Raw genomic sequence first — 22,502 nt, 5'->3', positions numbered from 1 at the left:
GATGCCTTCACCCCCGAGGAATGCGCCAACTACCTCAAAAATTCAGGCTATCGAACTTAATGCCATCACGCTTTAGCTGCTCCTCATGGTGAGGAGGCGCGTCAGCGCCGTCTCGAACCATGAAGGCCCGAGTGTTGCCCGCGGCTCATCCTTCGAGACGCGCGCGAGCGCGCTCCTCAGGATGAGGGCTTCGGTTGTGGTTGGCGACTACACCTCCAGCGTCACCGTTACCGGCACGTGGTCGGACGGACGCTCCCAGCTCCGCGCATCGCGAAGAATCCTGAAGTCGCTGACCGCATCCTTGAGCGCGCGCGAGACCCAGATGTGGTCGAGCCTGCGGCCGCGGTCGCCGACGGTCCAGTCGGCGGCGCGGTAGCTCCACCACGTATAGACCTTCTCCGACATCGGAATGCGCTCGCGCGCGACGTCGACCCATTCGCCGGCGGAGAGCGCTGCCAGCAGCTTCTCGCATTCGATCGGCGTGTGCGAGACCACCTTCAGAAGCTGCTTGTGCGACCAGACGTCGTTCTCATGCGGTGCGACGTTGAGGTCGCCGACCAGGATGTGGCGATCCTCCCCGCGCGGGTGCAGCGGCTCGCACGCCTTCATCTCGTCGAGGAAGCGAAGCTTGTGGTCGAATTTCTCGTTCAGAGCGGGATCGGGAATGTCGCCGCCGGCGGGGACGTAGAAATTGTGCAGCACCAGCGGCTTTGCGATGTTTGCTTTCTCGCCGAACGACACCGAGATGTGGCGTGAATCGATCTTGTCGCAGAAGGTGCGGATGTCGGTTGCCTCGAACGGCAGCTTCGAGACGATGGCGACGCCGTGATAGCCTTTCTGCCCGTTCAGTGCGATGTGCTCATAACCGAGCCGCTTGAAGCGCTTGAGCGGAAAGGCATCGTCGATGCACTTGGTCTCCTGCAGGCACAGCACGTCCGGCCGTGCGCTCTTGAGGAATTTGGCGACGAGATCGATGCGCAGCCGCACCGAATTGATGTTCCAGGTTGTCAGGGAGAGACGCATGAGGGATGCGTCATAGCAAGCTCTCGTAGGGTGGGCAAAGGCGCATGGCGCCGTGCCCACCATCTTCTCTCAATTTCGTACAAAAATGGTGGGCACGCTTCGCTTTGCCCGCCCTACGACACCTACAGCAGCGGAGATCTATCCCGGCGACGGGACGTTGTAGTTGGTGAAGTCGATCTTGAACATGTTCGGATCGAGCTTCTTGGTGCTGTCGAGATTATAGACCGCGAAGGTGGTGTCGTAGCCCTGCGGGTCGGTCACCGTCCATTGCTTCAATTGGCCGTCCTTGGCGCCGACCATCAGCAGCAGGCGGCTGGTGCCGATCAGCGCCTGCTTCTCCTCGATGGTGACGCTGACGAAGAGATCGTCCGCGGTGACGTTGACGACGTTGGTGTCCTTCATCAGGTCGATGCGGTCCGAGAGCAGGAAGCGCAGCGGTGTCTGCGACAGCGGATAGACGTCCTGCGTCGCGAGCTTGCGGTCGCGCACCACGAGTGAGGATCCGTCGGCGATGATGTCGATCGGATTGGGCGGATCGTATTCGACGCGCATCTTGCCGGGCTTCTGGATGTAGAAGTCGCCTTGCGTCTTGCTGCCGTCCGGCCCGACCTGGACGAAATTGCCGACCAGAGTCTGCAGCGACGACAGATAGGCGCTGACCCTGGCGGCCTGTGCCTTCTGCTTGTCGTCAAAGGTCTGGAAAATGCTGCTCGGCACGTTGCGGCGCGGATCCGGGATGATCGGATTGGGCGGCGTCTGGGTGGCGCCGGTCGTGGCGGGCCCGCCGCTCATCTGTCCGCCGTCGCGGCCCTTCGGCGCCGGTTTCGGAACGGGGACGGTCTGCGCGAACGACGTCGCGCTGGCGGCAGCCATCGAGGCGGTGATGACAAGCATGCCCACAAGCCGCGCGCTGCGCGCGGCGAAGGAGGCAGCAAATCGAATATCTGAATTTCCGGTCAACGCGACGTCCTGTGTGGCTTGGCGCCCTTTTACCGTGGTTTCGGGCAAAAGCGGAGATCGTTTTTGGGTGAAAAACTCATTGTGAGGCCAAAGCGCGATGAGATTGGGACGAATCGTCATCGCGCTTAGGTTATTGTTTGAGCATGATCTTTTCGGAAAACCGCTCACACTTTTCCGGATCATGCTCCGGCGCCTTGCGCCTCACATATGGCTGTCCTCTTCCTCGACCAGAATCTCGCGTTTGCCGGCATGATTGGCCGGTCCGACAATACCTTCCAGTTCCATGCGCTCCATCAGCGAGGCGGCGCGGTTGTAGCCGATCTGGAGCCGGCGCTGGATGTAGCTGGTGGAGGCCTTGCGGTCGCGTTTGACGATCGCGACGGCCTGCGAGAACAGGTCGCCGCCGCCATCCGCACCCATGCCGGTGGCGTCGAAAACCGCGCCGTCTTCGCCCTCGGCAGGTTCTTCCGCGGTGACCGCTTCGAGGTATTCCGGCTGTCCCTGCGTCTTGAGGTGACGCACCACCTTCTCGACTTCCTCGTCGGAGGCGAACGGGCCATGCACGCGGCTGATGCGGCCGCCGCCGGCCATGTAGAGCATGTCGCCCTGGCCGAGCAGCTGCTCGGCGCCCATCTCGCCGAGGATGGTGCGGCTGTCGATCTTGGAGGTGACCTGGAAGGCGATGCGGGTCGGAAAGTTCGCCTTGATGGTGCCGGTGATGACGTCGACCGACGGACGCTGCGTCGCGAGGATCACGTGCAGGCCGGCGGCACGCGCCATCTGCGCGAGGCGCTGCACCGCGCCTTCGATGTCCTTGCCGGCGACCATCATCAGGTCGGCCATTTCGTCGACGATGATGACGATGTAGGGCAGCGGATCGAGCGCGAGCTTCTCGTCCTCGTAGATCGCCTTGCCGGTCTCCTTGTCGAAACCGGTGTGCACCGTGCGCGTGAGCTCCTCGCCCTTGGCCTTCACTTCGAGCAGGCGCGCATTGTAGCCGTCGATGTTGCGCACGCCGAGCTTGGCCATGTTCTTGTAGCGCTCTTCCATCTCGCGCACCGCCCATTTCAGCGCGACCACCGCCTTCTTCGGGTCGGTCACGACCGGGGTGAGCAGATGCGGGATGCCGTCATAGACGGAGAGTTCGAGCATCTTCGGATCGACCATGATCAGCCGGCACTGATCGGGCCGCAACCTGTAGACCAGGCTGAGGATCATGGTGTTGATGGCGACCGATTTGCCCGAGCCGGTGGTGCCGGCGATCAGCATGTGCGGCGTGCGCGCCAGATCGATGATGACGGGGTCGCCGCCGATGGTCTTGCCGAGGCAGAGCGGCAGTTTTGCCACCGTCTCGGTCGCCTCCTTCGCCACCAGCAGCTCGCGCAGGTACACCTTTTCGCGATGCGCATTCGGCAGCTCGATGCCGATGGCGTTGCGGCCGGGCACGACGGCGACGCGCGCCGACAGCGCGCTCATGGAGCGCGCGATGTCGTCGGCTAGGCCGATCACGCGCGACGACTTGATGCCGGGCGCCGGCTCCAGCTCGTACAGCGTGACGACCGGACCCGGATTGGCTTTGACGATCTCGCCGCGCACGCCAAAGTCCCCGAGCACGCCTTCGAGCGAACGCGAATTGGTTTCCAGCTCGGCCTTGCTGAGTGGCTGGCGATCGCCGGCCTTTGGCGCGGCAAGCATGGAGACAGACGGAAGGTCGAACTTGTCGGAGGATTTCTTGGCAGCGGCCTTCGGTGCAGCCTTCTTGCGCGGGGCGCGCGCGGCCGGCGCCTCCTCCTCTTCGTCCTCCTCTTCCTCGCTCTCCTCCTCGTAGTCCTCGTCCTCGGCATGCGGCGAAATCGGGGGTGCCGTGCGGCCGCCAAGACTGGGCTCCTGGCGATCGAAAGTCGCGGCGCGAGGCTTTGACCCGCTCGAGACCAACGAGCGATAGGCGGCACCACAGAGCCAGACGATCCGCGCCTTCGTGCTCATCAGCGCATGGAACAGCCAGCCGAGCGATACCGAGCCGCGCTCCTCTTCTTCCTCTTCCTCGAACGGGGTGTCGTCGTCCTCGATCGGCGTCAGCTCGTCGTCGTCACGCTCGCGCGCGCCGAGACCGCAGGCAATCAGGAACGTCGTGGCCATCGCGACGAACAGGATCGTCCCCAAAACCATGCGATAGATGGCGCCCGCGGGTCCGAAGATCACGGCCGGTGCGCGCACCAGCGCGTCGCCGACCACGCCACCGAGCCCGGTCGGCAGCGGCCATGCGCCGCCATGCGGCCAGCAGCTCGCAAAACCCGACGCGATCACCGTGCAGAGGATCCAGCAGCCGAGCCGCAGCGCCTCGCGATCGAACGGGCGGTGGGTCATCATGCGCCAGCCCCACACCGCGACGGTGAGAATCAGCATGATGGCGCCGAGACCGAGAATCTGCATCGCGAGATCGGCGCCGATCGCGCCGGCATAGCCGAGGATGTTGCGGATCGGCCGCGAGGTGGCGTGGCTCAGACTGGGGTCCTGGACCGACCAGGTCATCAGCGCGGTTGCGGCGACGCCCGACAACGCGATCAGGCCAAGACCTGTCAGCTCGCGCACACGGCGCGTCAGCGCGTCACGGATCGAGGGCGGCAGGTGTCCGACCAGTGGGATGACACGTTCGATTGCCGACATGCTCATCCGCCTAACCCAACGTCGCGACGAGCCGGTGCAGCGCTTCGGCGGTGACCTCGCCGTTCTGCACCAGCGCCAGGCGAATGAAGCCTGCGCCCGGATTGAAACCGTCCGGCTGGAGCCGCGCCAGGTAGCTGCCCGGCACGACCCGCACGCCGGCTTCCTTCCAGAGTTTCAAGGTCACGGCCTCGTCGCTGCCGAGCGGCGAGGTATCGAGCCAGACGCAAAAGCCACCTTCGGGCCGGCGATAGCCGTAGCGGTTGCCGAGGATCTGGTCGGCGAGATCGAACTTGATGCGGTAGAGCCTGCGGTTCTCCTCGACATGCGCCTCGTCGCCATAGGCGACGGTGGCGACATGCTGGAGCGGGACCGGAACCTGAGGCGCGGCCACGTTGCGCAGCTCGAGAAACAGGCTCAAGAATTTCTTGTCGCCGGCGGCGAAGCCGACACGCAGGCCCGGCAGGTTCGAGCGCTTGGAGAGCGACTGGAAGGCGACGACGCGGGTGAAGTCGGGGCCGGCGCATTCGAGCGCGCTGCCCGGCGCTTCCCGCGTATAGATCTCCGAGTAGCACTCGTCGCTCAGGATGACGAAGCCATAGCGATCGGCGAGGCCCTTCAGGCGGGTGAAGTAGTCGCGCGAGGCGATCGAGCCCTGCGGGTTGGCGGGCGAGGCGATATAGAACGCCACGGTGCGCGCCAGCGTCGCTTCGTCGATCGCGTCGAGATCGGGCAGGAAACCGTTTTCGACCGTCGTTGGCAGATAGACCAGCTCGCAAGCTGCTGCGCGGGTGCCGGCGCCGTAGACCGGATAGAACGGGTTCGGCATCAGGATCGCTGGCTTGCCGGGGCGCGGGCCGACATAGCGTGCAGCCGTGATCGCGGCGAAGAACAGCCCTTCGCGGCTGCCATTGAGAACCAGGACCTCGTTCTCGGGATCGATCGGCCGGGGCAGCTTGAAGCGATGGCCGAGCCAGCTTGCGGCAGCTTTGCGGAACGGCTCGATGCCCTTGGCCAGCGGATAGCGGCCGAATTCGGCAATGTGCTTTGCGAGCACCGGTCCTACGAAGTCGGGCACCGGATGCTGCGGTTCGCCAACCGCGAGCGTAATCAAGGACTTGCCCGGCTGGTGCGGGGCCAGGAGCTCGTTCAGCCGGATGAAGGGCGAGCGTTCGGTCTCAGAGCTTCCACTGCCCTGCGGCGCACGGGATGAAGCGGTCATAGCCATACGTTGGGGCGCCAGCACTCTTGGAACTGCCGGTTGCAGGTCGCACCGGCCGGAAGCGGTTCAGTTCACCATAGATAGGGCGAGGTTAAGACGCGATTAACCATCGGTCGGTCCCCCCGTCCAGAGCCGAATAATTGCCGCCGTCAACAGGGGATGCGTGGCCATCGACGGTTCCGTTTCCCGGCATTTTAGGCAAGCCCGTTGCGCCCCGTTAACCCCCTCCTCCGAGAAGGTTTTCGCGTTGGCGATTCGCTAGTCTTGCCGGTGTTATGGCTGCTGACGACAAGCGGGGGCGGCGGGTGACCATTCAGATTGCGACACATGGCGATGTGCTTCGCCACACGGCAAGGCGTGCGGCGATCGCCGCAGGCCTGGCCATCGTGATGACCGCATCGACATTGCTGCTGCATCTCGGCACGGATTTCAGCGCCACGGTGAGTGTCGGCTACATCATCGGCTTTTGCCTGTGCGTCGCCACCGCGATCTCGGCATTGCTGTCCGGCGCCCTCAGCTATCGCTCGGGCCTTGTGATGCAGGAATTGGCGCTGACCCGCAGAGAGCTCGCGCGCATCTCGCAGACCGATCAGCTCACCGGCCTCTTCAACCGCCGCGGCTTCGACGATGCGGCGGCGCTCGCGCTGACCTCCGCGCGCGAGCGCAGTGTGCCGGTGACGGTGTTCTTGTGCGATATCGACCATTTCAAGTCGATCAACGACCGCTTCGGCCATGACGCCGGCGACGAGGTGCTGGTCGAGGTTGCCGACGTGCTGCGGCAGTTCGCCCGGACCGAGGGCGTGCTGGTCGCGCGCTATGGCGGCGAGGAATTTGCCGGCCTCATGGTCGGCGTTACCCGCGACCAGGCTGAGCGGCATGCGGAGGCGCTGCGCGCGAGCTGCGCGAGCCGCGAAATCCCGATCGGCGAAAACCTCGAGCGCGTCACCATCAGCCTCGGCTTCACGGTGTCCTGCGCCGATGCCGAGCTCGCCGAGCTGATCCGGATCGCCGACCGCGCGCTCTATGCTGCCAAGCGCCGCGGCCGCGATCGCGTCGTCGAGGCCGACGAGCGCGCGCTCGTGGCGGCGTGATCATCTGCCGGTTGGCGCCTGAACGGCATGGGATCAGACTAGATTGCCACGAAGGCGGTGCGCTCCCTCGCCCGCTTGCGGGAGAGGGTCAGGGAGAGGGTGTCTCCGCAACGGGACAATCTCCAAGAGGATAGAGCCCCACCCGGCGCTTCGCGCCGACCTCCCCCGCAAGCGGGAGAGGTTGAGCGAGCCCGTGGCCCGCATCGATCAAGCTAAAGCCATTCTGCTCCTAATGCGGTGGCAGCTTCTCGAATGTCGGGATGCCCGCGGGAATCTGGTGGAACTCCTGCTTGTCGCAGGTATAGATCGCGATCTGCGGCTTGAACTGCGCAGGATCGTCCAGCGTGCCGACCTTCACGATCGCGGCCGGCAGGCCAGGGACCTTCGTCACCAGATGCGTGCCGCATTCGGCGCAGAATTCCCGTGTCACGGCGCGCTCGAGGTCCTTGCGCGTAAACTGCTTGGGCTGGCCGGTGATGTAGGTGAAGCCGGACGCCGGCATCGCGATGAAGGTGTTGGGCTCGCCGCCCGAGATGTACTGGCATTCTCGGCAATGGCATTGCGCCTGCATCATCGGATCGCCCTCGGCAACGTAACGCACCTCGCCGCAATAGCATCCACCTTCCAGCCGCATGACGACCTCCCTTTTGTTGTTCGTTGAGGTCGTATTTCTGCGCCGGCCCGCTTGCTTGGCAAGTTTTTCTTTTGTGACACCGCAAAAAGAAAGGGGCTCCAACTTGCGCTGGAGCCCCTCAACGGTCGGGGCATTGCCGGGTATGTGCCCAAACCGCAGTTCTGGATGCGATCTTCCTTCGAAGGTCGCCTCCGGGAGGAGAGCGTTACATGTTGTAGGCGCGTTCGGTGTGCTCGGTGATGTCGAGGCCTTCACGCTCGGTCTCGACATTGGCGCGCAGGCCAACGATCACGTCGACGACCTTGTAGAGGATCGCCGAGCCGATGCCCGACCACACCAGGGTGGTGCCGACGCCCCAGACCTGAGAGGTCATCTGCGCCACGAGGTCGTAATCGGCAACCTTCGGCGGGATCGCGGTGTAGTCGATGATCCCAGCACCACCCAGCGCCGGATTGACGAGGATGCCGGTGCCGAGCGCACCGACGATGCCGCCGACGCAGTGCACGCCGAACACGTCGAGCGAGTCATCGTAGCCGAGCGCATTCTTCACCACGGTGCAGAAGAACAGGCAGACGATGCCGACGACGAGGCCGAGCACGATCGCACCCATCGGGCCGGAGTAGCCGGCCGCCGGCGTCACCGCCACGAGGCCTGCGACCGCGCCGGAGAGCGCGCCGAGCACCGAAGGATGACCCTTCACGATCCACTCCGCGAACATCCACGCGAGCGCGGCGGCTGCGGTGGCGACGAAGGAGTTGGTCATGGCGAGGGCTGCGCCGCCATTGGCTTCCAGGTTGGAGCCGGCGTTGAAGCCGAACCAGCCGACCCAGAGCAGCGAGGCGCCGATCATGGTCATGGTCAGCGAGTGCGGGGCCATCAGCTCCTTGCCGTAGCCGGTGCGCTTGCCGATCAGCAGTGCGCCGACGAGACCGGCGATGCCGGCGTTGATGTGCACGACGGTGCCGCCCGCGAAGTCGATCGCGCCCTTCTTGAAGATCCAGCCGGCATCGGCGTTGACCTGGTCGAGCTGGGCCTGGGCCGCAGTCTTTGCCGCCGCATCACCCGCAGCAGCCAGAGCCTTGGCAGCATCCTGGATCGCATCCGGGCCGGGCCAGTACCAGACCATGTGCGCGATCGGGAAGTAGATCAGCGTGACCCAGAGCGGAATGAACAGCGCGACCGCCGAGAACTTCATGCGCTCGGCAAAGGCGCCGACGATGAGGGCGGGCGTGATCGCCGCGAAGGTCATCTGGAAGCAGACGTAGACGAGTTCCGAGATGTTGGCATCGACGCTGAAGGTCGCCGCCTTCGAGTCCGTCGTGATGCCCATCATGAAGGCCTTGGAGAAGCCGCCGATGAAGTCCGAACCGCCGGTGAAGGCAAGGCTGTAGCCGTAGAGGGCCCAGAGCACGGTGACGACGCAGACCGTGTAGAAGACCTGGGCGAGAACCGAGAGCATGTTCTTGGAGCGGACGAGACCGCCATAGAACAGCGCAAGACCCGGGATCGTCATCAACAGCACGAGCACTGTCGATGTCAGCATCCAGGCGTTATCCCCCTTGTTGACCGTTGGCTCGGCGTAGGCTGCGGTCGCAGCGAACATGCCGACTGCGAGGGCGGCCAGTCCCGCGCCATAGGGACGCTTAAACGTCATTTCATTTTCTCCTGATTCGATAAGGTTGAGCGCGAAATCAAAGTGCCGCGGCGTCGGCCTCGCCGGTGCGGATGCGGACCGCGTGGTCGAGGCTGATGACGAAGATCTTGCCGTCGCCGATCTGCCCTGTTTTCGCAGCCGACGTGATGGCGTCGATGGTCTTGTCGACCTGCTCGGAAGCGACAGCGACTTCGATCTTGATCTTGGGCAGGAAGCTCACGGCGTATTCGGCGCCGCGGTAGATTTCCGTATGGCCCTTCTGCCGGCCATATCCCTTGACTTCCGTCACCGTGAGACCGTGAACGCCGATGGCGGTCAGGGCGTCCCGGACTTCTTCCAGCTTGAATGGCTTGATTATCGCCATAACAATTTTCATGGGTCCTATCCCCGCTTGGGCCCGGTCCGGACGTGGCCGGGCGTTCTCGACTGGTTCACCACGAGGAGAAGCTTCACACCGCGGGCACAGCCGGGCTCTGAGAATCAAATGCCGTGCCAGATCGACGTCCTTGCCTAACGGATTATGAATGCGAGGTTTTTCACGCCTTGCGGGGGTCGCGCTGCACTGCGCTAATAGGTCGCGCCTAAAACGTAGTCATGCCTGCTCAAAACCGATGCACGACAGGCTGCCGACACAATGTTGCTCACGTGTAGGGCAGCGGAAAGGTACCTTGGGCTCGGCGCGTGCTGCAGCGCCGCACCACGCTGGGAGATGTGCATGGAGCAGCCGGATGTAGCGGCCGAAGGGTCCTCTCGGACCCTCAGGTGGCGCTGCGCTCCGCAAAAACCCTGTCGATCAGCCCCCATTCGACCGCCTGCTGCGCGTTCATGAAGTGGTCGCGGTCCAGGGTCCGTTCCACCTCCTGCTCAGGGCGCCCGCAATGTCGGGCATAGAGCTGGATGATGCGCCGCTTGGTTTCCTGCATTTCGGTTGCATGGATCAGGACGTCAGACGCCTGGCCTTGAAAGCCGCCGAGCGGCTGATGCACGTGGAGGCTGGCATTGGGCAGGGCGGCGCGGTGGCCGGGCTCGCCGGCCATCAGCAGGAACGACCCCATGGAGCGCGCGGTACCCATGCAGAGCGTATGGACCGGCGCCTTGATGAACTGCATGGTGTCGTACATGGCAAATCCGCTGGTGACCACGCCGCCATAGGAATTGATGTAGAGATTGATCGGCTTGTTCGGGTTCTCCGCCTCCAGGAACAAGAGCTGCGCGCAGACCAAGCCGGACATTGCATCATTGACTTCGCCGTTGAGGAAGATGATGCGCTCGCGCAAGAGGCGGGAGTAGATATCGAAGGATCGCTCGCCGCGGCTCGACTGTTCGACGACCATAGGGACGAGCTGAAGCATGTCGCGCATCGGCGACCTCCATGTCTGCAGGTGATGAAGTCTGTTTTCCGTCAGGCCGCGCGCATCAGGCAGCAATTCGTGTTGGCCGGCTTCGGCAGCGTTACGCGCTCGTCGCAGGCTTGCTGGATGATGCGAAAGCGGGTGCCGCCGTCCTCGTTCGGCTCGATCCGGAAGATGACATGGCTTTCGCGAAACGGCGGTTCGGGATCACGAAGCCGGTAACGCACCTCTTCGCCTGCGACCGATGATTCGGGCTCGGCGCCGGCGAGGTCGCAATCCGGTAGCCAGCGTTCGCGCAGCGCCGGAATGGTCACGGCGCGCCAGACCTTGGCGGGCGGCGCATCGAAGTCGTATTCGAGCACCAGGGCTGTATCGGCTTGATCAGGCTTCGCTGCGTCGCTCATTGATCCATGTCCTTCAAGAGATCGGCGAGCGCTTCCATGCGCTTCGGCCAGTAGGCACGGTAGCGCGCAAGCCATGTTCCGATGGTGGCGATGCCGTTGGGGTCGACCTCGTAGTTCACAAATCGGCCCTGCCGCTGTTCGCGCACGAGGCCTGCTGCACGCAGAACCGCGAGATGCTGCGACATCGCCGGTTGGCTGATGTCCAATCCGTCGCGCAAAGCACTGGCGTTCAGGCTTCCGCCAGCGAGCTTTTCAAAGACCTTTCGGCGCGTCGGGTCGGCCAGCGCCTTGAAGATGTCTGCTTCGATCATGGTAATACATAAGCATACACTTATGTGTTGCGCAAGCCCGAAGCGGCCTGAGGCTGTTCGGTACCAGGACCAGCGCGGTGGTGACGATCAGGAGCCTGCTTGCGCGCGTCTCGAAGGATGGCCGTGGGTGAGAGCCGGGCCTTCATGGTTCGCCCGGCGATGCGCAGCATCGTCCGGGGCCGCGCGTTCCGCGCTCCTCACCATGAGGGTCTTGCGACATAGTCGAATTCAGAGCGCGTCGCTGTCGGTCTCGCCGGTGCGGATGCGCAGCGCGTGGTCGATCGGCGTGACGAAGATCTTGCCGTCGCCGATCTGCCCGGTGCGCGCCGTCGAGGTGATGACGTTGACGGCCTTCTCGGCGATCTCGGAGGGCACCGCGATTTCGATCCGGAGCTTGGGCAGGAAGTTCACGACATATTCGGCGCCGCGATAGATTTCGGTATGGCCCTTCTGGCGGCCGTAGCCCTTCACCTCGGTGACGGTCATGCCGTGCACGCCGATCGCCGTCAGTGCCTGGCGGACCTCATCGAGCTTGAAGGGTTTGATGATCGCGACGACGAGTTTCATGGTCAGGCCTGTTTCCCGGAGCTTCGCCAAACAATGCGCAGATGGCGCTGCGTCAATCTGGCATCTTTCCGGGCAAATGGCATAAAAATGTTGCAGGTTGAAGAGAGAAAAAGGCGGAGCAGTCTGGGCCGCCGCCCTCTGTACAGAGCTGCGGGTCGTCCTTCACAATCCATTTTTGGCATGGATGCGGTGAACCGAACCGTCCCGGCCGGTACAAAAGTATTTTGGGACTGAAGGGGGGCATTTCATGGCGAGTTGGTTCTACGCAGCCGAGGGCAAGCAGCAGGGGCCCTATCCGGAAGGTCAATTCCGCGATCTCATTGCCCAGGGCGTGGTCCGCCCGGACACGCTGGTGTGGACCGAGGGCATGGCGGGCTGGCAGAAGGCGGCCGAAATTCCGGGATTGATGGCTGGCGGCGGCGCGCCGCCGATCGTTCCGACGGGTGGGCCACCCACGATGGCTTCTCCCGGGGGCTATAGCGGCGGCAGTTACAGCGGCGGTGGCTCCGCGCTCGCGATCGATTTCGGCATCCTGGAGTCCACCTGGCGCACCATCGTCATGCTGATCGGCACGATGCTGATCATTCCGGCGCCCTGGGTGTTCGTCTGGTACACGCAGTGGATCGTGTCCTGCGTGAAGGTTCCAGGACGACCGAATCTCAGCTTCACCGGCAATGCGATGACGCTGGTGCCGTGGTATTTCGGCTTCATTGTTCTCGCCATCGTCGCCTATTTCAGCGGCGTCCAGTTGCTCAACAACCTGCTCTTCATCGCCGAGCTCGTTCTGTACTGGCTGCTGATCAAATGGATGGTCGCGAACCTCGCCTCCAACGGGCAGCCGCTCGGCCTCAGCTTCACGGGCTCGATCTGGGCCTATATCGGCTGGAACCTGCTGCTGGCGATCTCCTTCATCACCATCATCGGCTGGGCGTGGGTCATGGTTGCCCAGGTCCGCTGGCTGTGCCGCAACATTGCAGGCACGCGGCGCGACATCGTCTTCAAGGGCACCGGACTCGAGTTCCTTTGGCGCGCGATCGTGACTGCCATCCTGTGCAGCTTCATCATCCCGATTCCCTGGATGTATCGCTGGATGATGGGCTGGATGGCGTCGCAGACCGAGCTCGTGCCAAAGGGGTCGGTCTAAAGCGCGATGAGATTGGGATGAATCGTCATCGCGCTTTAGTTTGTTGTTTGAGCATGATCTCCGCGCAAACGCGTTCCGCGTTTGTCGCGAGGGAAAACCGCTGCACACTTTTCCGGATCATGCTCTAGCTCTCAGCCCTTCCGCTCGCGCACGGAGCCTTCCTGCGCGACGGAGGCCACCAACGTGCCATCGGGCTTGAAGATCAGGCCGCGGGTCAAGCCGCGGCCTGATTGCGCACTCGGCGAATCCTGGGCGTAAAGCAGCCATTCGTCGGCGCGGAATGGACGGTGAAACCACATCGCGTGATCGAGGCTTGCCGGCATCATGCGCTTGTCGAACAGCGTGCGACCGTAGCGCGCCATCACCGCATCGAGCAGCGAGAAGTCCGAGGCATAGGCGAGCGCGCACATATGCAGCGCCGGATCGTCCGGCAGCTTTGCTGCAGTCCTGATCCAGACATGGATGCGGCCGTCCTCGATCTTCTGGCCGAAATAGCGGCTGAGCTCGACCGGGCGCAGCTCGATCGGACGATCGGATTCGTAATAGCGGCGGATAAACTCCGGCATCTCGCGGAATATCGGCTGCTTCGACACTTCCTCCGCCGTCAGCTTTTCCGGCGGTGGCACATCCGGCATCTTGTCCTGGTGATCGAAGGCGCCCTCCTCCTCGGCATGGAACGAGACCATGATCGAGAAGATCGCATTGCCATGCTGGATCGCGGTGACGCGCCTGGTCGAATAGCTCTTGCCGTCACGCAGGCGCTCCACCTGGTAGATGATGGGCACCTGCGGGTCGCCCGGCAGGATGAAATAGCAATGCAGCGAATGCGGCAGCCGGCCCTCCACCGTGCGGCAGGCCGCGACCATCGCCTGCCCGATCACCTGCCCGCCGAACACCCGCTGCCAGCTCGTCTTCGGGCTGTTGCCGCGGAACAAATTCACCTCGAGCGGCTCGATATCGAGGATGGAGATGAGGTCGATCAGGCTTTTGGACATGTCGGCGCTTTCGAAGGATTTCGTCATTCCGGGGCACGCGAAGCGATGAACCCCATTGCGCATTTGCGCAATGTGGAATCTCGAGCCAATAATCCGGGTTCGCGCCTTGCGCGCCCCGGAATGACATGAGGAAACGGCCCTTGTTTCACCGCACTGTTTCGCCCAGCTCAAGTCTGCTAGCAAGGCCAAGAGTTAGCCGGGATCCAGGGTATGTCAGTACAGGGTAGCATTGTCATTGGCGGCGGCGCATTTGCAGGGCTAGCGCTCGCGCTCGCATTGCGCCAGGGCCTCGGTCCAGACATTCCCGTGATCGTCGCCGATCCGGCGCTCGCCACGCGGCCGAGCCGCGATCCGCGCGCCACCGCCATCGTTGCGGCCTGCCGCCGGCTGTTCGAGGCGATCGGCACCTGGGACGACGTCAAGGGCGGTGCGCAGCCGATCCTCGACATGGTCGTGACCGATTCCAAGCTGGAGGACGTCACGCGTCCGGTGTTCCTGACCTTCGCCGGCGATGTCGAGCCCGGCGAGCCCTTTGCTCACATGATCGAGAACCGCCAGCTCATTGACGTGCTGGTCAAGCGCGCCGAAGCCGAAGGCATCGATCTTCGCGCCACTCCTGTCGCGTCCTACGACGCGCGCCCCGATGGCATCGACGTGACGCTCGGCGATGGCAGCGTGGTCGCGGCGAGCCTGTTGATCGCGGCCGACGGCGCCAAGTCGAAGCTGCGCGAGCGCGCCGGCATCGCCACCCATGGCTGGGAGTACGATCAGTCCGGCATCGTCGTCACCGTCGGCCATGAGCGCGATCATGAGGGCCGCGCCGAGGAGCATTTTCTGCCCGCCGGCCCCTTCGCGATCCTGCCGCTGACGGGAAAACGCTCCTCGCTGGTGTGGACCGAGGGCCGCACCGAGGCCGCGCGCATCACGGCGCTGAGCGAGGACGAATTTCACAGCGAGCTCGAGCAGCGCTTTGGCCTGCATCTCGGCGAGATCAAGGCGCTGGACAAGCCGCGCGCGTTTCCGCTGTCCTATTTCGTCGCGCGCTCCTTCATCGCCGAGCGCCTCGCGCTGGTCGGCGATGCCGCGCATGTCATCCATCCCATCGCGGGCCAAGGCCTCAACATGGGCCTGAAGGATGTCGCCGCGCTCGCCGAAGTGATCGTCGATGCCGCGCGGCTCGGCATGGATATCGGCCAGAGCGATGTGCTGGAGCGCTACCAGCGCTGGCGGCGCTTCGACACCATGGCAATGGGGCTAGCGACCAACTCGCTGAACTTCCTGTTCTCCAACAGGTCGACGCTTCTGCGCACCGTGCGCGACATCGGGCTCGGCATCGTCGACCGCGCCCCGCCGCTGAAGAATCTCTTCATCCGCCAGGCCGCCGGCCTCACCGGCGAAGTGCCGAAGTTGTTGAAGGGCGAGGCGCTGTAGCAGTCAACAAGGCCATTGACCCTCATCCTGAGGAGCGCGCTTGCGCGCGTCTCGAAGGATGAAGGCCGAGCTGCAGCAGCGGGGCCTCATGGTTCGAGACGGCGCTGGCGCCCCTCCTCACCATGAGGAGCTTCGGCCTCAATCGATCTTCCTTGCCTCCTCCGGCAGCATGATCGGTATGCCGTCGCGGATCGGGTAGGCGAGCTTGGCGGAGCGCGAGATCAGCTCCTGCTTGGCGGCGTCGAATTCGAGCGGACCCTTGGTCAGCGGGCACACCAGGATCTCCAAGAGCTTGGGATCGACGGTGGCTTCGGGGCGTTCGGTTGGCGTGGTCATGAATGGTCTCCGGCGGTGGTCCGGCCCTTAGCACAGAAAGCTGCGGCGTGTCGCCGCACAGGAGATCTCGGACGCTCTGCGCTCCCCGGCGCGACAGCGCTTTCCACATGTCGTCATAACTTAGAATAGCTTTAGAGTAAGTGCTTTTGCGAGCGCGCCGCCTAGCCGCCAGCGCCGATTTTTGGTTTGCAGGACGTAAGGCAGCGCGGCGCGCGCTTGCCGTCGATTTTGACCATTTAGCCCGGGACACGCCGATCCATGTTTGCTTCGCTTAACCCAAGGTCTTTCGCCCTCGCCGCGCTCTGCGTTGCCGCGATGCTGCCGCTCGCTGCCGCGAACGCACAGCAGGCGACCGAACTCCAAATCGCCTATGATGGCGCGTTCCAGCCGAACGAGCTGCGCGCACCGGCCGGCAAGTCGATTACCGTCAAGGTCAAGAACAACACCGCCAAGGCGATGGAGTTCGAGAGCAAGACGCTGAAGGTCGAGAAGGTCATTCCGTCGAAGGGCGAGGCCGTCGTCAACGTTCGCGCGCAGAAGGCCGGCCGCTACGAGTTCTTCGACGAGTTCAACGAGAAGGCGCGCGGCACTCTCATCGTCGAATAAGGCCTCGCTCGTGCTCGCCGCGCTCATCATCGTCTTCCGCGAGGTTTTTGAGGCCGGTCTGATCATCGGCATCGTGCTCGCGGTGACGCGCGCTGTTAAGCATCGCAATCGCTGGATCGTGGGCGGCGTGCTGGCGGGCGTTCTGGGCGCATGCGTGGTCGCGGCATTCGCGGGCGCCCTGTCACAGCTCTTCGAAGGCATGGGTCAGGAGCTGTTCAACGCGGCGATCCTTGCCGTCGCCGTGATCATGCTGACCTGGCACAACGTCTGGATGGCGCGGCATGGCAAGGAGATGGCGGGCGAATTGCGCGCCGTCGGCCAGGCCGTCGCCGAAGGATCCAAATCGCTGCTGGCGCTTGCCGTCGTGGTCGGGGTCGCGGTGCTGCGTGAAGGCAGCGAGGTGGCGCTGTTCCTCTATGGCGTCGCCGCATCCGACGGCGGCACGGCGATGAGCCTGCTCGTGGGCGGCCTGCTCGGCCTCGTGCTCGGCGGCGCGGTGTGCCTCCTCACTTATTTCGGCCTATTGCGGATTCCGCCGCGCGCGCTGTTTGCGACCACGACGGTGCTCATCACGCTGCTCGCGGCCGGCATGGCCGCACAGGCGGTCTCGTTCCTCGAGCGCGCCAACTGGCTCACCGCGCTCGACACCGTGGTGTGGGACACGAGCTGGCTTCTCGCCGAGGACAGCATCTTGGGCCGCACCCTGCACACGCTGATCGGCTACACCGACCAGCCGACCGGGATGCAGCTCGTGATCTATGCCGCCGTCGTCCTGGTCACGATCGCCTTGATGCGGCTGGTCGGATCCGAGCCGCCCAGGCGCGCCGTCGCCGCAGGTTAGGTGTGCCCCCTCTCCCGCAGGCGGGAGAGGGTCGGGGTGAGGGCTCTCTCCACTTGGGGATTGTTCACTGTGGAGACACCCTCTCCCCGACCCTCCCCCGCTTGCGGGGGAGGGAGCGCACCTGCTGCGCGGCAGCAATCGAGCTCAATCTCTTAGTTCGAGACCATCCGCAGGAGCTCGTCGATCAGCGCCTCCAGGCGCGCTGCCGGCAGCGGCGTGTTCGACAGTGCAAAGCCGAGAAACGTCCAGTACAGGATTTGCGCACGCGCCTGCGCCATCGCCGAGGCGAACCCGCGTTTTTCGAGCAACCCTTCGATGTAGTCGAGCCGGCGGCGATCGATCGCGCGAACGGCACCTTGTGCCGCCGGCTCGAACGCCGCCCAATTGCGCACCGCGCGTTCCACATCGAGCCGTGCGCCAAAGCTCCGCCGCAACAGCGCACGTAGCGGCTCACCCTCGCTGTCGGCCTCGACATCAGCGATGATCCGCTCGGCCGCGATCTCGCGCCAGCGTTTCAGGATCGCAGCATGGAACGCGCCGAGATCGGCAAAGTGCCAGTAAAAGCTGCCGCGCGACACACCCATCGCCTTCGCCAGCGGATCGGCCTTCAGCGCCGTGAAGCCGCTCCTCGCCAGCGCCTTCAGGCCCTGCTTTATCCAGTCGTCGGCGGAAAGCTGTTCGGTCATGTCGGGTTCCGTTGGACCAACCATACAGGACTGTATTGACATCTGCCAAGTCCGGCATTATCACCATACATCACTGTATGGAGGGTCAGGCTATGCGTGATCTGCTGCTGCAAGCCGCCGGATTGGCCACGATGATCGTGGCGCTCATTCACGGCGTCCTCGGCGAAACAAAAGTCTTTGCTCGCGCCAAAATCGAACCGGAACGCTTGCGGACCCTGATCCGCCTGGTCTGGCAGACCTCGACGGTCGCCTGGATCGGCGGCGGCGTCCTGCTGTTCGCCACGCCCTGGATGGCGTCGGAACCCGCGCGCCACTGGATCGTCACCACGCTGGCCATCGTGTTCGGCTTTGCCGCCTTCGCCAACGCCTGGGCAACACGCGGTCGCCACTTCGGCTGGATGGCACTGAGTGCCGTCGTGGCGATGACGGTTGCCGGGTACTAGAGCATGATCGCGCTTTAGATGAGGATCGAAGCATGCCGCTGACGCTCGTTACCGGGGGCACCGGCCATTTGGGCCAGGATATCGTCGACCGCCTCATCGCCACCGGGCATTCCGTGCGGGTCTTTGCCCGCTCGCCCGGCGCGCGGGCCGATGTCGAATGGACCATCGGCGATCTTGTAACGGGCGCCGGGCTGCGCGAGGCGCTGCACGGCGTCGACACCGTCATCAATGCGGCGACCTATTCGCCGATCGCGCGCCGCGGCGGCTTCAGGCCCTCCGACTTTTTCACGTCGCCGTCCGCGGTCGACGTCGAAGGAACTGAGCTGCTGCTCTCGCTCTGCCAGGAGGCCTCGGTGCAGCACCTCCTGCACGTCTCGATCGTGGGTCTCGACGATGCAACGCTGCCTTACGCACGCGTCAAGCTCAGGGGTGAGCAGCTGGTCCGCAGCTCGTCGGTGTCATGGTCCGTGGTCCGGGCGATGCCCTTCTACTATCTGCTCGACAGGCTGCTGGCCGGCCTCGCCTGGCTTCCGATGTGGCCGGTGCCGACGACGGTGTTCAATCCGGTCGACACGTCCGATGTCGCCGATCACGTCGTGAGCTGTGCCTTCGATGGTGGCCGCGGGATGCGGCCCGAGATCGGCGGACCCGACGATTTCGGCTGCACCGAGTTCGCGCGGCAGTACCAGGAGGCGCACGCCATCCGCCGGCGCATCGTGCCGATGGCTTTGTCGGAAAGGTCAGCGCGAGGCATGGGCTTCGTCGTCAGCCAGGGCGTGCGCGGCACATCATCCTGGGCGGACTGGCTGCGCCGCCAATCGCCGGACGTTCGCCGCGCGGCCTAAGTGCGCTCACTGCAGCGGCGGATCGCCGCTGGTGCGTTTCTTGGCGAGATCCATCTCGGTGACGGCGATCAGGATCTCGGCGCGGGTCTTCAGGTCGGGAGCTTCGAGCATCGCCTGCTTCTCTGCGGGACCATAGGGCGACATCATCGCCAGCGCATTGACCAGCGCCTCGTTGGGTGCGCTCTCGACACCTTCCCAGTCGACCTTGAGGTTGTTGGCCTTCAGGAAGTCGGCGAGCGCCACCAGGAGCGCCTCGCGATTGACCGCGTCCTCGCCCTTGCGGGCGGTGAAATCATCCGTGAAGGCGAAGAAGTTCACCTTGCACTGCCGGTAGGATGTCAGCACCTCGAGCTCCTGGACCACCTTGAAGCGCGCAATCCCGGTGAGCTCGAGGATGTAGCGGCCGTCGCCGGACTCGGCGAGCTGGGTGATGCGGCCGACGCAGCCGACGTTGAACAGCACCGGCCTGTCAGAGTTCTTCGGCGAATGCGCCACGTCGGGCTGGATCATGCCGATCAGGCGATGGCCGTCGCGCAGTGAGTCGTCGACCATCGACAGATAACGCGGCTCGAAGATGTTGAGCGGCATCTGCCCGCGCGGCAAGAGCAGCGCGCCGGGCAGCGGAAACACCGGGATGATCTCGGGAAGATCGGCGGGCCCGCGATATTCGATATTGATCGGCATACCCGCTCCCCGCTGACTTGTGTGGCGCTCAGGCCTTAGAGCGTGATCCGGACCCGAAGGGCCGCTTTAGCGAAAAGTGTGAAGCGGTCTTCCGACAAGATCATGCTCCAACAACTACGAGAACAGGATCGTCGACAGCCGCTTGCGTCCCTCGACGGTCGCATCATCAGCGCCGCCCCAGGCCTCGAAGAACTGGATGAGCTGCTTGCGTGCGCCATCATCGTTCCATTTGCGGTCGCGCTTGACGATCTCGAGCAGCTGGTCGGTCGCGGCTGCCCGATTGCCTTGCGCGTTGAGCGCGGTCGCAAGGTCGAACCGGGCCTGATGATCGAGCGGGTTTGCAGCGACTTTCTGCTCCAGTTCAGTGACCGGCCCGAGCGATTCCGCCTGCTCGGCGAGATCGATCGCGGCCTGCACCGCCTTCACCGCGGCATCGCCGTGCTTGGACTCCGGCACCATGGCGAGCGTCTGCTTGGCCTGCTCGATCGCACCCGACGTGACGTAGCATTTCGCAAGGCCCGCGAGTGCGGCGATGTTGGTCGCATCGTGCGACAGCGCCTCGGCATAGATCTGCGCCGCGGCCTCGACGTCGCCCTCAGCGAGCACGGCGTCTGCTTCCTTCACGATCTCTGCGACGTTGACCTCGCCCGGCGCGGTCACGCCCTTGGTCAGGCGCTCGATGAAGGCGTTGACCTGGCTCTCGGGCACCGCGCCCATGAAGCCATCGGCCGGCTGGCCATTGACGAAGGCGATCACGGCCGGGATCGACTGGATGCCCATCTGGCCCGGAATCGCCGGATGCTGGTCGATGTTCATCTTGACCAGCTTGACCTTGCCCTTGGCCGCCTTGACGGCCTTTTCCAGCACCGGGGTCAGCTGCCTGCATGGGCCGCACCACTCGGCCCAGAAGTCGATCAGCACCGGCTGGCGCTTCGATTCCTCGATGACGTCCTTCACGAAGGTCTGGGTGGTGGTGTCCTTGATCAGATCGGGCGCAGCCTGGCCCGCCGCTCCGTTGCCCTGGTCAATGATCGTCACGGAAGTCCCCTCGTCTGATGTCCGGAAAGGCGGCTCTTTAGCACGACGCCGTTCCATATGCTGCTGTCCCGGCTCCTAAATTGGGCCGGGACGGCCGAATTTCAATCCATGACCGCTGATTTGGTGGTTCCTGGGCGTTTCGGGTCGCTTTCGACCCTATTCGGGGCTCATTTAGGTCTCCGAAAGCGAATAGATGCCGCGGGTAGTTGTTGCATTCGCCGCCCGCTTTTGGCATACGACAGCCGTTGCCGGCGCGTCACGCGACCGGCTCAGGACGCGGGTGTAGCTCAGTGGTAGAGCACGACCTTGCCAAGGTCGGGGTCGAGGGTTCGAGCCCCTTCGCCCGCTCCAATTTCTCCCAGCGTCAAACCTGACAGGACCGGATCGCCCTTTGGGCGGCTCCGTCCGGGACGTACGTTGGACGTGGAATGACAATTCTGGTCACCGGCAGTGCGGGCCATCTCGGGGAAGCCATTTTCCGGGCGCTTCGCGCGCGCGGGTCTACTGTGCATGGGGTTGATTTGAAGAAATCGGAGTTCACCGACCGGGTGGGCTCGATCGTCGATCCCGGCTTCGTGCGGACCGCGATGGCGGGCGTCACCGCCGTCATCCACGCCGCCACCCTGCACAAGCCGCATGTCGCGACCCATACCAAGCAGGACTTCATCGACACCAACGTCACCGGCACGCTCAACCTGCTCGAGGCAGCGCTTGAGGCCGGCGTGAAGAGCTTCGTCTTCACCAGCACCACCAGCGCGTTCGGCTCGCAGCTTCGGCCCGAGGCCGGCAATGCCGCGGTCTGGGTCACCGAGGATCTGCCGTCGGTGCCGAAGAACATCTACGGTACCACCAAGCTGATGGCCGAGAATCTCTGCGAGCTGTTCTTTCGCGAGCATGGGCTTCCCGTCGTCGTCTTGCGAACCTCGCGCTTCTTTCCGGAGGAGGACGACGATCCCTCAGCGCGGGCGAGCTTTGCGACCGAGAACGCGCAGGCCAACGAGCTGCTTTATCGCCGGCTGGATATAGCGGACGCGGTAAGTGCGCATCTGCTCGCCGTCGAGCGCGCACCCAGCATCGGCTTTTCGCGCTATATCGTGTCGGCGACGAGCCCGTTCACGCAAAACCACCTCGCCGCCCTGCCTGAGGACGCCGCGCGCGTCGTGCATGCGCTCTATCCCGATTGCGCCAAACTCTACGCGGCGAGGGATTGGCGCCTGTTTCCGACCATCGACCGCGTCTACGTCAACGATCGTGCGCGCCGCGAACTCGGCTGGCGGCCCGCATTCGACTTTGCCCACGTGCTGAGCAGCCTGCGCGAGAACCACGATTTTCGCAGCGCGCTGGCGCGTCAGGTCGGCTCAAAGGGTTATCATGACACCGTCTTCGACCGTGGCCCTTATCCCGTAGTCTCATAATTCCCGTCGCGCGCATGCGAGCGCTGCCTGCGAAATAGTCGCTAGCCGCGTGATTCCGCGTTGCAGCGAGAACGCACGTGCTCGCATGCTACGCATGCGGAGAAGTTCTCTCTCAATTTTTATTGAGGCTCATCGCGATGCGCCAGCCACGCTTCT

Annotated in this window: 24 protein-coding genes and 1 tRNA gene; 9 read left to right on the top strand and 16 right to left on the bottom strand. The window is 64.1% G+C overall.

What is annotated here, in order from left to right; translation table 11 throughout:
- Window positions 1–207 precede the first annotated feature (207 nt).
- The 4 genes from SO139_RS28350 to SO139_RS28335 all read right to left on the bottom strand — a co-directional run bounded on the left by SO139_RS28350 (window position 208) and on the right by SO139_RS28335 (window position 5,875).
- A complete protein-coding gene (locus tag SO139_RS28350; RefSeq protein ID WP_449380304.1) occupies window positions 208–1,023 on the bottom strand; it encodes an exodeoxyribonuclease III in 816 nt (271 codons plus the stop codon).
- 138 nt (window positions 1,024–1,161) lie between these two features.
- A complete protein-coding gene (locus SO139_RS28345; protein WP_449380342.1) occupies window positions 1,162–1,917 on the bottom strand; it encodes an outer membrane lipoprotein carrier protein LolA in 756 nt (251 codons plus the stop codon).
- Between the two features lie 267 nt (window positions 1,918–2,184).
- Window positions 2,185–4,656, bottom strand: a complete 2,472-nt coding sequence (locus tag SO139_RS28340; protein ID WP_498541031.1) for a DNA translocase FtsK — start codon at window positions 4,654–4,656, stop codon at window positions 2,185–2,187.
- A gap of 4 nt (window positions 4,657–4,660) precedes the next feature.
- On the bottom strand, window positions 4,661–5,875 hold the full coding sequence (locus tag SO139_RS28335; protein WP_449380302.1) for an aminotransferase class I/II-fold pyridoxal phosphate-dependent enzyme: 1,215 nt from the start codon (window positions 5,873–5,875) through the stop codon (window positions 4,661–4,663).
- 299 nt (window positions 5,876–6,174) lie between these two features.
- Between SO139_RS28335 and SO139_RS28330 the strand changes: the two genes are divergently transcribed.
- Complete coding sequence (locus SO139_RS28330) at window positions 6,175–6,960, top strand: GGDEF domain-containing protein (RefSeq protein ID WP_498541030.1); 786 nt, start codon at window positions 6,175–6,177, stop codon at window positions 6,958–6,960.
- Window positions 6,961–7,189: 229 nt separating this feature from the next.
- Here SO139_RS28330 and SO139_RS28325 read toward each other — a convergent pair whose 3' ends face one another.
- From SO139_RS28325 to SO139_RS28295, 7 genes are all read right to left on the bottom strand, one after another.
- Window positions 7,190–7,594 carry a GFA family protein gene (locus SO139_RS28325; protein WP_449380300.1) on the bottom strand — a complete coding sequence of 135 codons (405 nt, stop codon included), beginning with the start codon at window positions 7,592–7,594 and terminating at the stop codon, window positions 7,190–7,192.
- A gap of 205 nt (window positions 7,595–7,799) precedes the next feature.
- Window positions 7,800–9,248 (bottom strand): ammonium transporter, encoded by a 1,449-nt coding sequence (locus SO139_RS28320; RefSeq protein ID WP_498541029.1) that lies wholly within the window; start codon window positions 9,246–9,248, stop codon window positions 7,800–7,802.
- Window positions 9,249–9,285: 37 nt separating this feature from the next.
- On the bottom strand, window positions 9,286–9,624 hold the full coding sequence (locus tag SO139_RS28315) for a P-II family nitrogen regulator (protein ID WP_280709846.1): 339 nt from the start codon (window positions 9,622–9,624) through the stop codon (window positions 9,286–9,288).
- 382 nt (window positions 9,625–10,006) lie between these two features.
- A complete protein-coding gene (locus SO139_RS28310; RefSeq protein WP_449380299.1) occupies window positions 10,007–10,609 on the bottom strand; it encodes an ATP-dependent Clp protease proteolytic subunit in 603 nt (200 codons plus the stop codon).
- A gap of 41 nt (window positions 10,610–10,650) precedes the next feature.
- Window positions 10,651–11,004, bottom strand: coding sequence for an SRPBCC family protein (locus tag SO139_RS28305; RefSeq protein ID WP_449380298.1), 354 nt, complete (start codon window positions 11,002–11,004; stop codon window positions 10,651–10,653).
- Window positions 11,001–11,315, bottom strand: coding sequence for an ArsR/SmtB family transcription factor (locus tag SO139_RS28300; RefSeq protein ID WP_449380297.1), 315 nt, complete (start codon window positions 11,313–11,315; stop codon window positions 11,001–11,003). Before SO139_RS28300 ends, SO139_RS28305 begins: the two co-directional genes overlap by 4 nt.
- A 228-nt stretch (window positions 11,316–11,543) precedes the next feature.
- Window positions 11,544–11,882 carry a P-II family nitrogen regulator gene (locus SO139_RS28295; RefSeq protein ID WP_449380296.1) on the bottom strand — a complete coding sequence of 113 codons (339 nt, stop codon included), beginning with the start codon at window positions 11,880–11,882 and terminating at the stop codon, window positions 11,544–11,546.
- A 247-nt stretch (window positions 11,883–12,129) separates the two neighbouring features.
- On the opposite strand from SO139_RS28295, the gene SO139_RS28290 reads away from it, so the two are divergent.
- The gene (locus SO139_RS28290; protein ID WP_498541028.1) at window positions 12,130–13,026 is read left to right on the top strand and encodes a DUF4339 domain-containing protein; all 897 of its coding nucleotides are present in this window, start codon (window positions 12,130–12,132) and stop codon (window positions 13,024–13,026) included.
- A gap of 131 nt (window positions 13,027–13,157) precedes the next feature.
- On the opposite strand, the gene tesB is transcribed toward SO139_RS28290, so the two are convergent.
- Window positions 13,158–14,021 carry an acyl-CoA thioesterase II gene (tesB, locus tag SO139_RS28285; protein ID WP_449380294.1) on the bottom strand — a complete coding sequence of 288 codons (864 nt, stop codon included), beginning with the start codon at window positions 14,019–14,021 and terminating at the stop codon, window positions 13,158–13,160.
- Window positions 14,022–14,231: 210 nt separating this feature from the next.
- Here tesB and SO139_RS28280 point away from each other — a divergent pair, with 210 nt between their 5' ends.
- Window positions 14,232–15,452 (top strand): ubiquinone biosynthesis hydroxylase, encoded by a 1,221-nt coding sequence (locus SO139_RS28280; RefSeq protein ID WP_498541027.1) that lies wholly within the window; start codon window positions 14,232–14,234, stop codon window positions 15,450–15,452.
- Between the two features lie 138 nt (window positions 15,453–15,590).
- Here SO139_RS28280 and SO139_RS28275 read toward each other — a convergent pair whose 3' ends face one another.
- Window positions 15,591–15,788 carry a Trm112 family protein gene (locus tag SO139_RS28275; RefSeq protein WP_027525074.1) on the bottom strand — a complete coding sequence of 66 codons (198 nt, stop codon included), beginning with the start codon at window positions 15,786–15,788 and terminating at the stop codon, window positions 15,591–15,593.
- Between the two features lie 258 nt (window positions 15,789–16,046).
- Here SO139_RS28275 and SO139_RS28270 point away from each other — a divergent pair, with 258 nt between their 5' ends.
- Both SO139_RS28270 and SO139_RS28265 read left to right on the top strand, forming a co-directional pair.
- Complete coding sequence (locus SO139_RS28270; protein WP_498541026.1) at window positions 16,047–16,394, top strand: cupredoxin domain-containing protein; 348 nt, start codon at window positions 16,047–16,049, stop codon at window positions 16,392–16,394.
- A 10-nt stretch (window positions 16,395–16,404) separates the two neighbouring features.
- Window positions 16,405–17,235 (top strand): FTR1 family iron permease, encoded by an 831-nt coding sequence (locus tag SO139_RS28265; protein ID WP_498541025.1) that lies wholly within the window; start codon window positions 16,405–16,407, stop codon window positions 17,233–17,235.
- Between the two features lie 152 nt (window positions 17,236–17,387).
- On the opposite strand, the gene SO139_RS28260 is transcribed toward SO139_RS28265, so the two are convergent.
- Entirely contained in the window at window positions 17,388–17,921 is a 534-nt protein-coding gene (locus tag SO139_RS28260; protein WP_449380290.1) for a TetR/AcrR family transcriptional regulator, read from the bottom strand.
- A gap of 92 nt (window positions 17,922–18,013) precedes the next feature.
- Between SO139_RS28260 and SO139_RS28255 the strand changes: the two genes are divergently transcribed.
- Together SO139_RS28255 and SO139_RS28250 are read left to right on the top strand one after the other, a co-directional pair.
- The gene (locus SO139_RS28255) at window positions 18,014–18,364 is read left to right on the top strand and encodes a hypothetical protein (RefSeq protein ID WP_498541024.1); all 351 of its coding nucleotides are present in this window, start codon (window positions 18,014–18,016) and stop codon (window positions 18,362–18,364) included.
- A 32-nt stretch (window positions 18,365–18,396) separates the two neighbouring features.
- Window positions 18,397–19,209, top strand: coding sequence for an SDR family oxidoreductase (locus SO139_RS28250; RefSeq protein ID WP_449380288.1), 813 nt, complete (start codon window positions 18,397–18,399; stop codon window positions 19,207–19,209).
- 6 nt (window positions 19,210–19,215) lie between these two features.
- On the opposite strand, the gene SO139_RS28245 is transcribed toward SO139_RS28250, so the two are convergent.
- Window positions 19,216–19,893 (bottom strand): LON peptidase substrate-binding domain-containing protein, encoded by a 678-nt coding sequence (locus tag SO139_RS28245; protein ID WP_449380287.1) that lies wholly within the window; start codon window positions 19,891–19,893, stop codon window positions 19,216–19,218.
- Window positions 19,894–20,007: 114 nt separating this feature from the next.
- A complete protein-coding gene (trxA, locus tag SO139_RS28240; protein WP_498541023.1) occupies window positions 20,008–20,931 on the bottom strand; it encodes a thioredoxin in 924 nt (307 codons plus the stop codon).
- 276 nt (window positions 20,932–21,207) lie between these two features.
- On the opposite strand from trxA, the gene SO139_RS28235 reads away from it, so the two are divergent.
- Together SO139_RS28235 and SO139_RS28230 are read left to right on the top strand one after the other, a co-directional pair.
- A tRNA-Gly gene (locus SO139_RS28235) sits at window positions 21,208–21,282 on the top strand.
- Window positions 21,283–21,359: 77 nt separating this feature from the next.
- Entirely contained in the window at window positions 21,360–22,346 is a 987-nt protein-coding gene (locus SO139_RS28230; protein WP_498541022.1) for an NAD-dependent epimerase/dehydratase family protein, read from the top strand.
- The last annotated feature ends 156 nt before the right edge of the window (window positions 22,347–22,502 follow it).

This window comes from Bradyrhizobium sp. UFLA05-89, assembly GCF_059803475.1.
Note: the sequence above shows the minus strand (reverse complement) of the source record. Positions and strands in the feature narration are given on the sequence as shown.

What these genes read in the sequence shown, in the direction of transcription:
- SO139_RS28295 (WP_449380296.1), bottom strand. Translation starts at nt 11,882, where the DNA reads ATGAAACTCGTCGTCGCGATCATCAAACCCTTCAAGCTCGATGAGGTC.
- SO139_RS28300 (WP_449380297.1), bottom strand. Translation starts at nt 11,315, where the DNA reads ATGATCGAAGCAGACATCTTCAAGGCGCTGGCCGACCCGACGCGCCGA.
- SO139_RS28335 (WP_449380302.1), bottom strand. Translation starts at nt 5,875, where the DNA reads ATGGCTATGACCGCTTCATCCCGTGCGCCGCAGGGCAGTGGAAGCTCT.
- SO139_RS28325 (WP_449380300.1), bottom strand. Translation starts at nt 7,594, where the DNA reads ATGCGGCTGGAAGGTGGATGCTATTGCGGCGAGGTGCGTTACGTTGCC.
- SO139_RS28250 (WP_449380288.1), top strand. Translation starts at nt 18,397, where the DNA reads ATGCCGCTGACGCTCGTTACCGGGGGCACCGGCCATTTGGGCCAGGAT.
- tesB (WP_449380294.1), bottom strand. Translation starts at nt 14,021, where the DNA reads ATGTCCAAAAGCCTGATCGACCTCATCTCCATCCTCGATATCGAGCCG.
- SO139_RS28315 (WP_280709846.1), bottom strand. Translation starts at nt 9,624, where the DNA reads ATGAAAATTGTTATGGCGATAATCAAGCCATTCAAGCTGGAAGAAGTC.
- SO139_RS28320 (WP_498541029.1), bottom strand. Translation starts at nt 9,248, where the DNA reads ATGACGTTTAAGCGTCCCTATGGCGCGGGACTGGCCGCCCTCGCAGTC.
- SO139_RS28270 (WP_498541026.1), top strand. Translation starts at nt 16,047, where the DNA reads ATGTTTGCTTCGCTTAACCCAAGGTCTTTCGCCCTCGCCGCGCTCTGC.
- SO139_RS28305 (WP_449380298.1), bottom strand. Translation starts at nt 11,004, where the DNA reads ATGAGCGACGCAGCGAAGCCTGATCAAGCCGATACAGCCCTGGTGCTC.
- SO139_RS28350 (WP_449380304.1), bottom strand. Translation starts at nt 1,023, where the DNA reads ATGCGTCTCTCCCTGACAACCTGGAACATCAATTCGGTGCGGCTGCGC.
- SO139_RS28310 (WP_449380299.1), bottom strand. Translation starts at nt 10,609, where the DNA reads ATGCGCGACATGCTTCAGCTCGTCCCTATGGTCGTCGAACAGTCGAGC.
- SO139_RS28340 (WP_498541031.1), bottom strand. Translation starts at nt 4,656, where the DNA reads ATGAGCATGTCGGCAATCGAACGTGTCATCCCACTGGTCGGACACCTG.
- SO139_RS28275 (WP_027525074.1), bottom strand. Translation starts at nt 15,788, where the DNA reads ATGACCACGCCAACCGAACGCCCCGAAGCCACCGTCGATCCCAAGCTC.
- SO139_RS28245 (WP_449380287.1), bottom strand. Translation starts at nt 19,893, where the DNA reads ATGCCGATCAATATCGAATATCGCGGGCCCGCCGATCTTCCCGAGATC.
- SO139_RS28345 (WP_449380342.1), bottom strand. Translation starts at nt 1,917, where the DNA reads ATGCTTGTCATCACCGCCTCGATGGCTGCCGCCAGCGCGACGTCGTTC.
- SO139_RS28290 (WP_498541028.1), top strand. Translation starts at nt 12,130, where the DNA reads ATGGCGAGTTGGTTCTACGCAGCCGAGGGCAAGCAGCAGGGGCCCTAT.
- SO139_RS28280 (WP_498541027.1), top strand. Translation starts at nt 14,232, where the DNA reads ATGTCAGTACAGGGTAGCATTGTCATTGGCGGCGGCGCATTTGCAGGG.
- SO139_RS28260 (WP_449380290.1), bottom strand. Translation starts at nt 17,921, where the DNA reads ATGACCGAACAGCTTTCCGCCGACGACTGGATAAAGCAGGGCCTGAAG.
- SO139_RS28230 (WP_498541022.1), top strand. Translation starts at nt 21,360, where the DNA reads ATGACAATTCTGGTCACCGGCAGTGCGGGCCATCTCGGGGAAGCCATT.
- SO139_RS28255 (WP_498541024.1), top strand. Translation starts at nt 18,014, where the DNA reads ATGCGTGATCTGCTGCTGCAAGCCGCCGGATTGGCCACGATGATCGTG.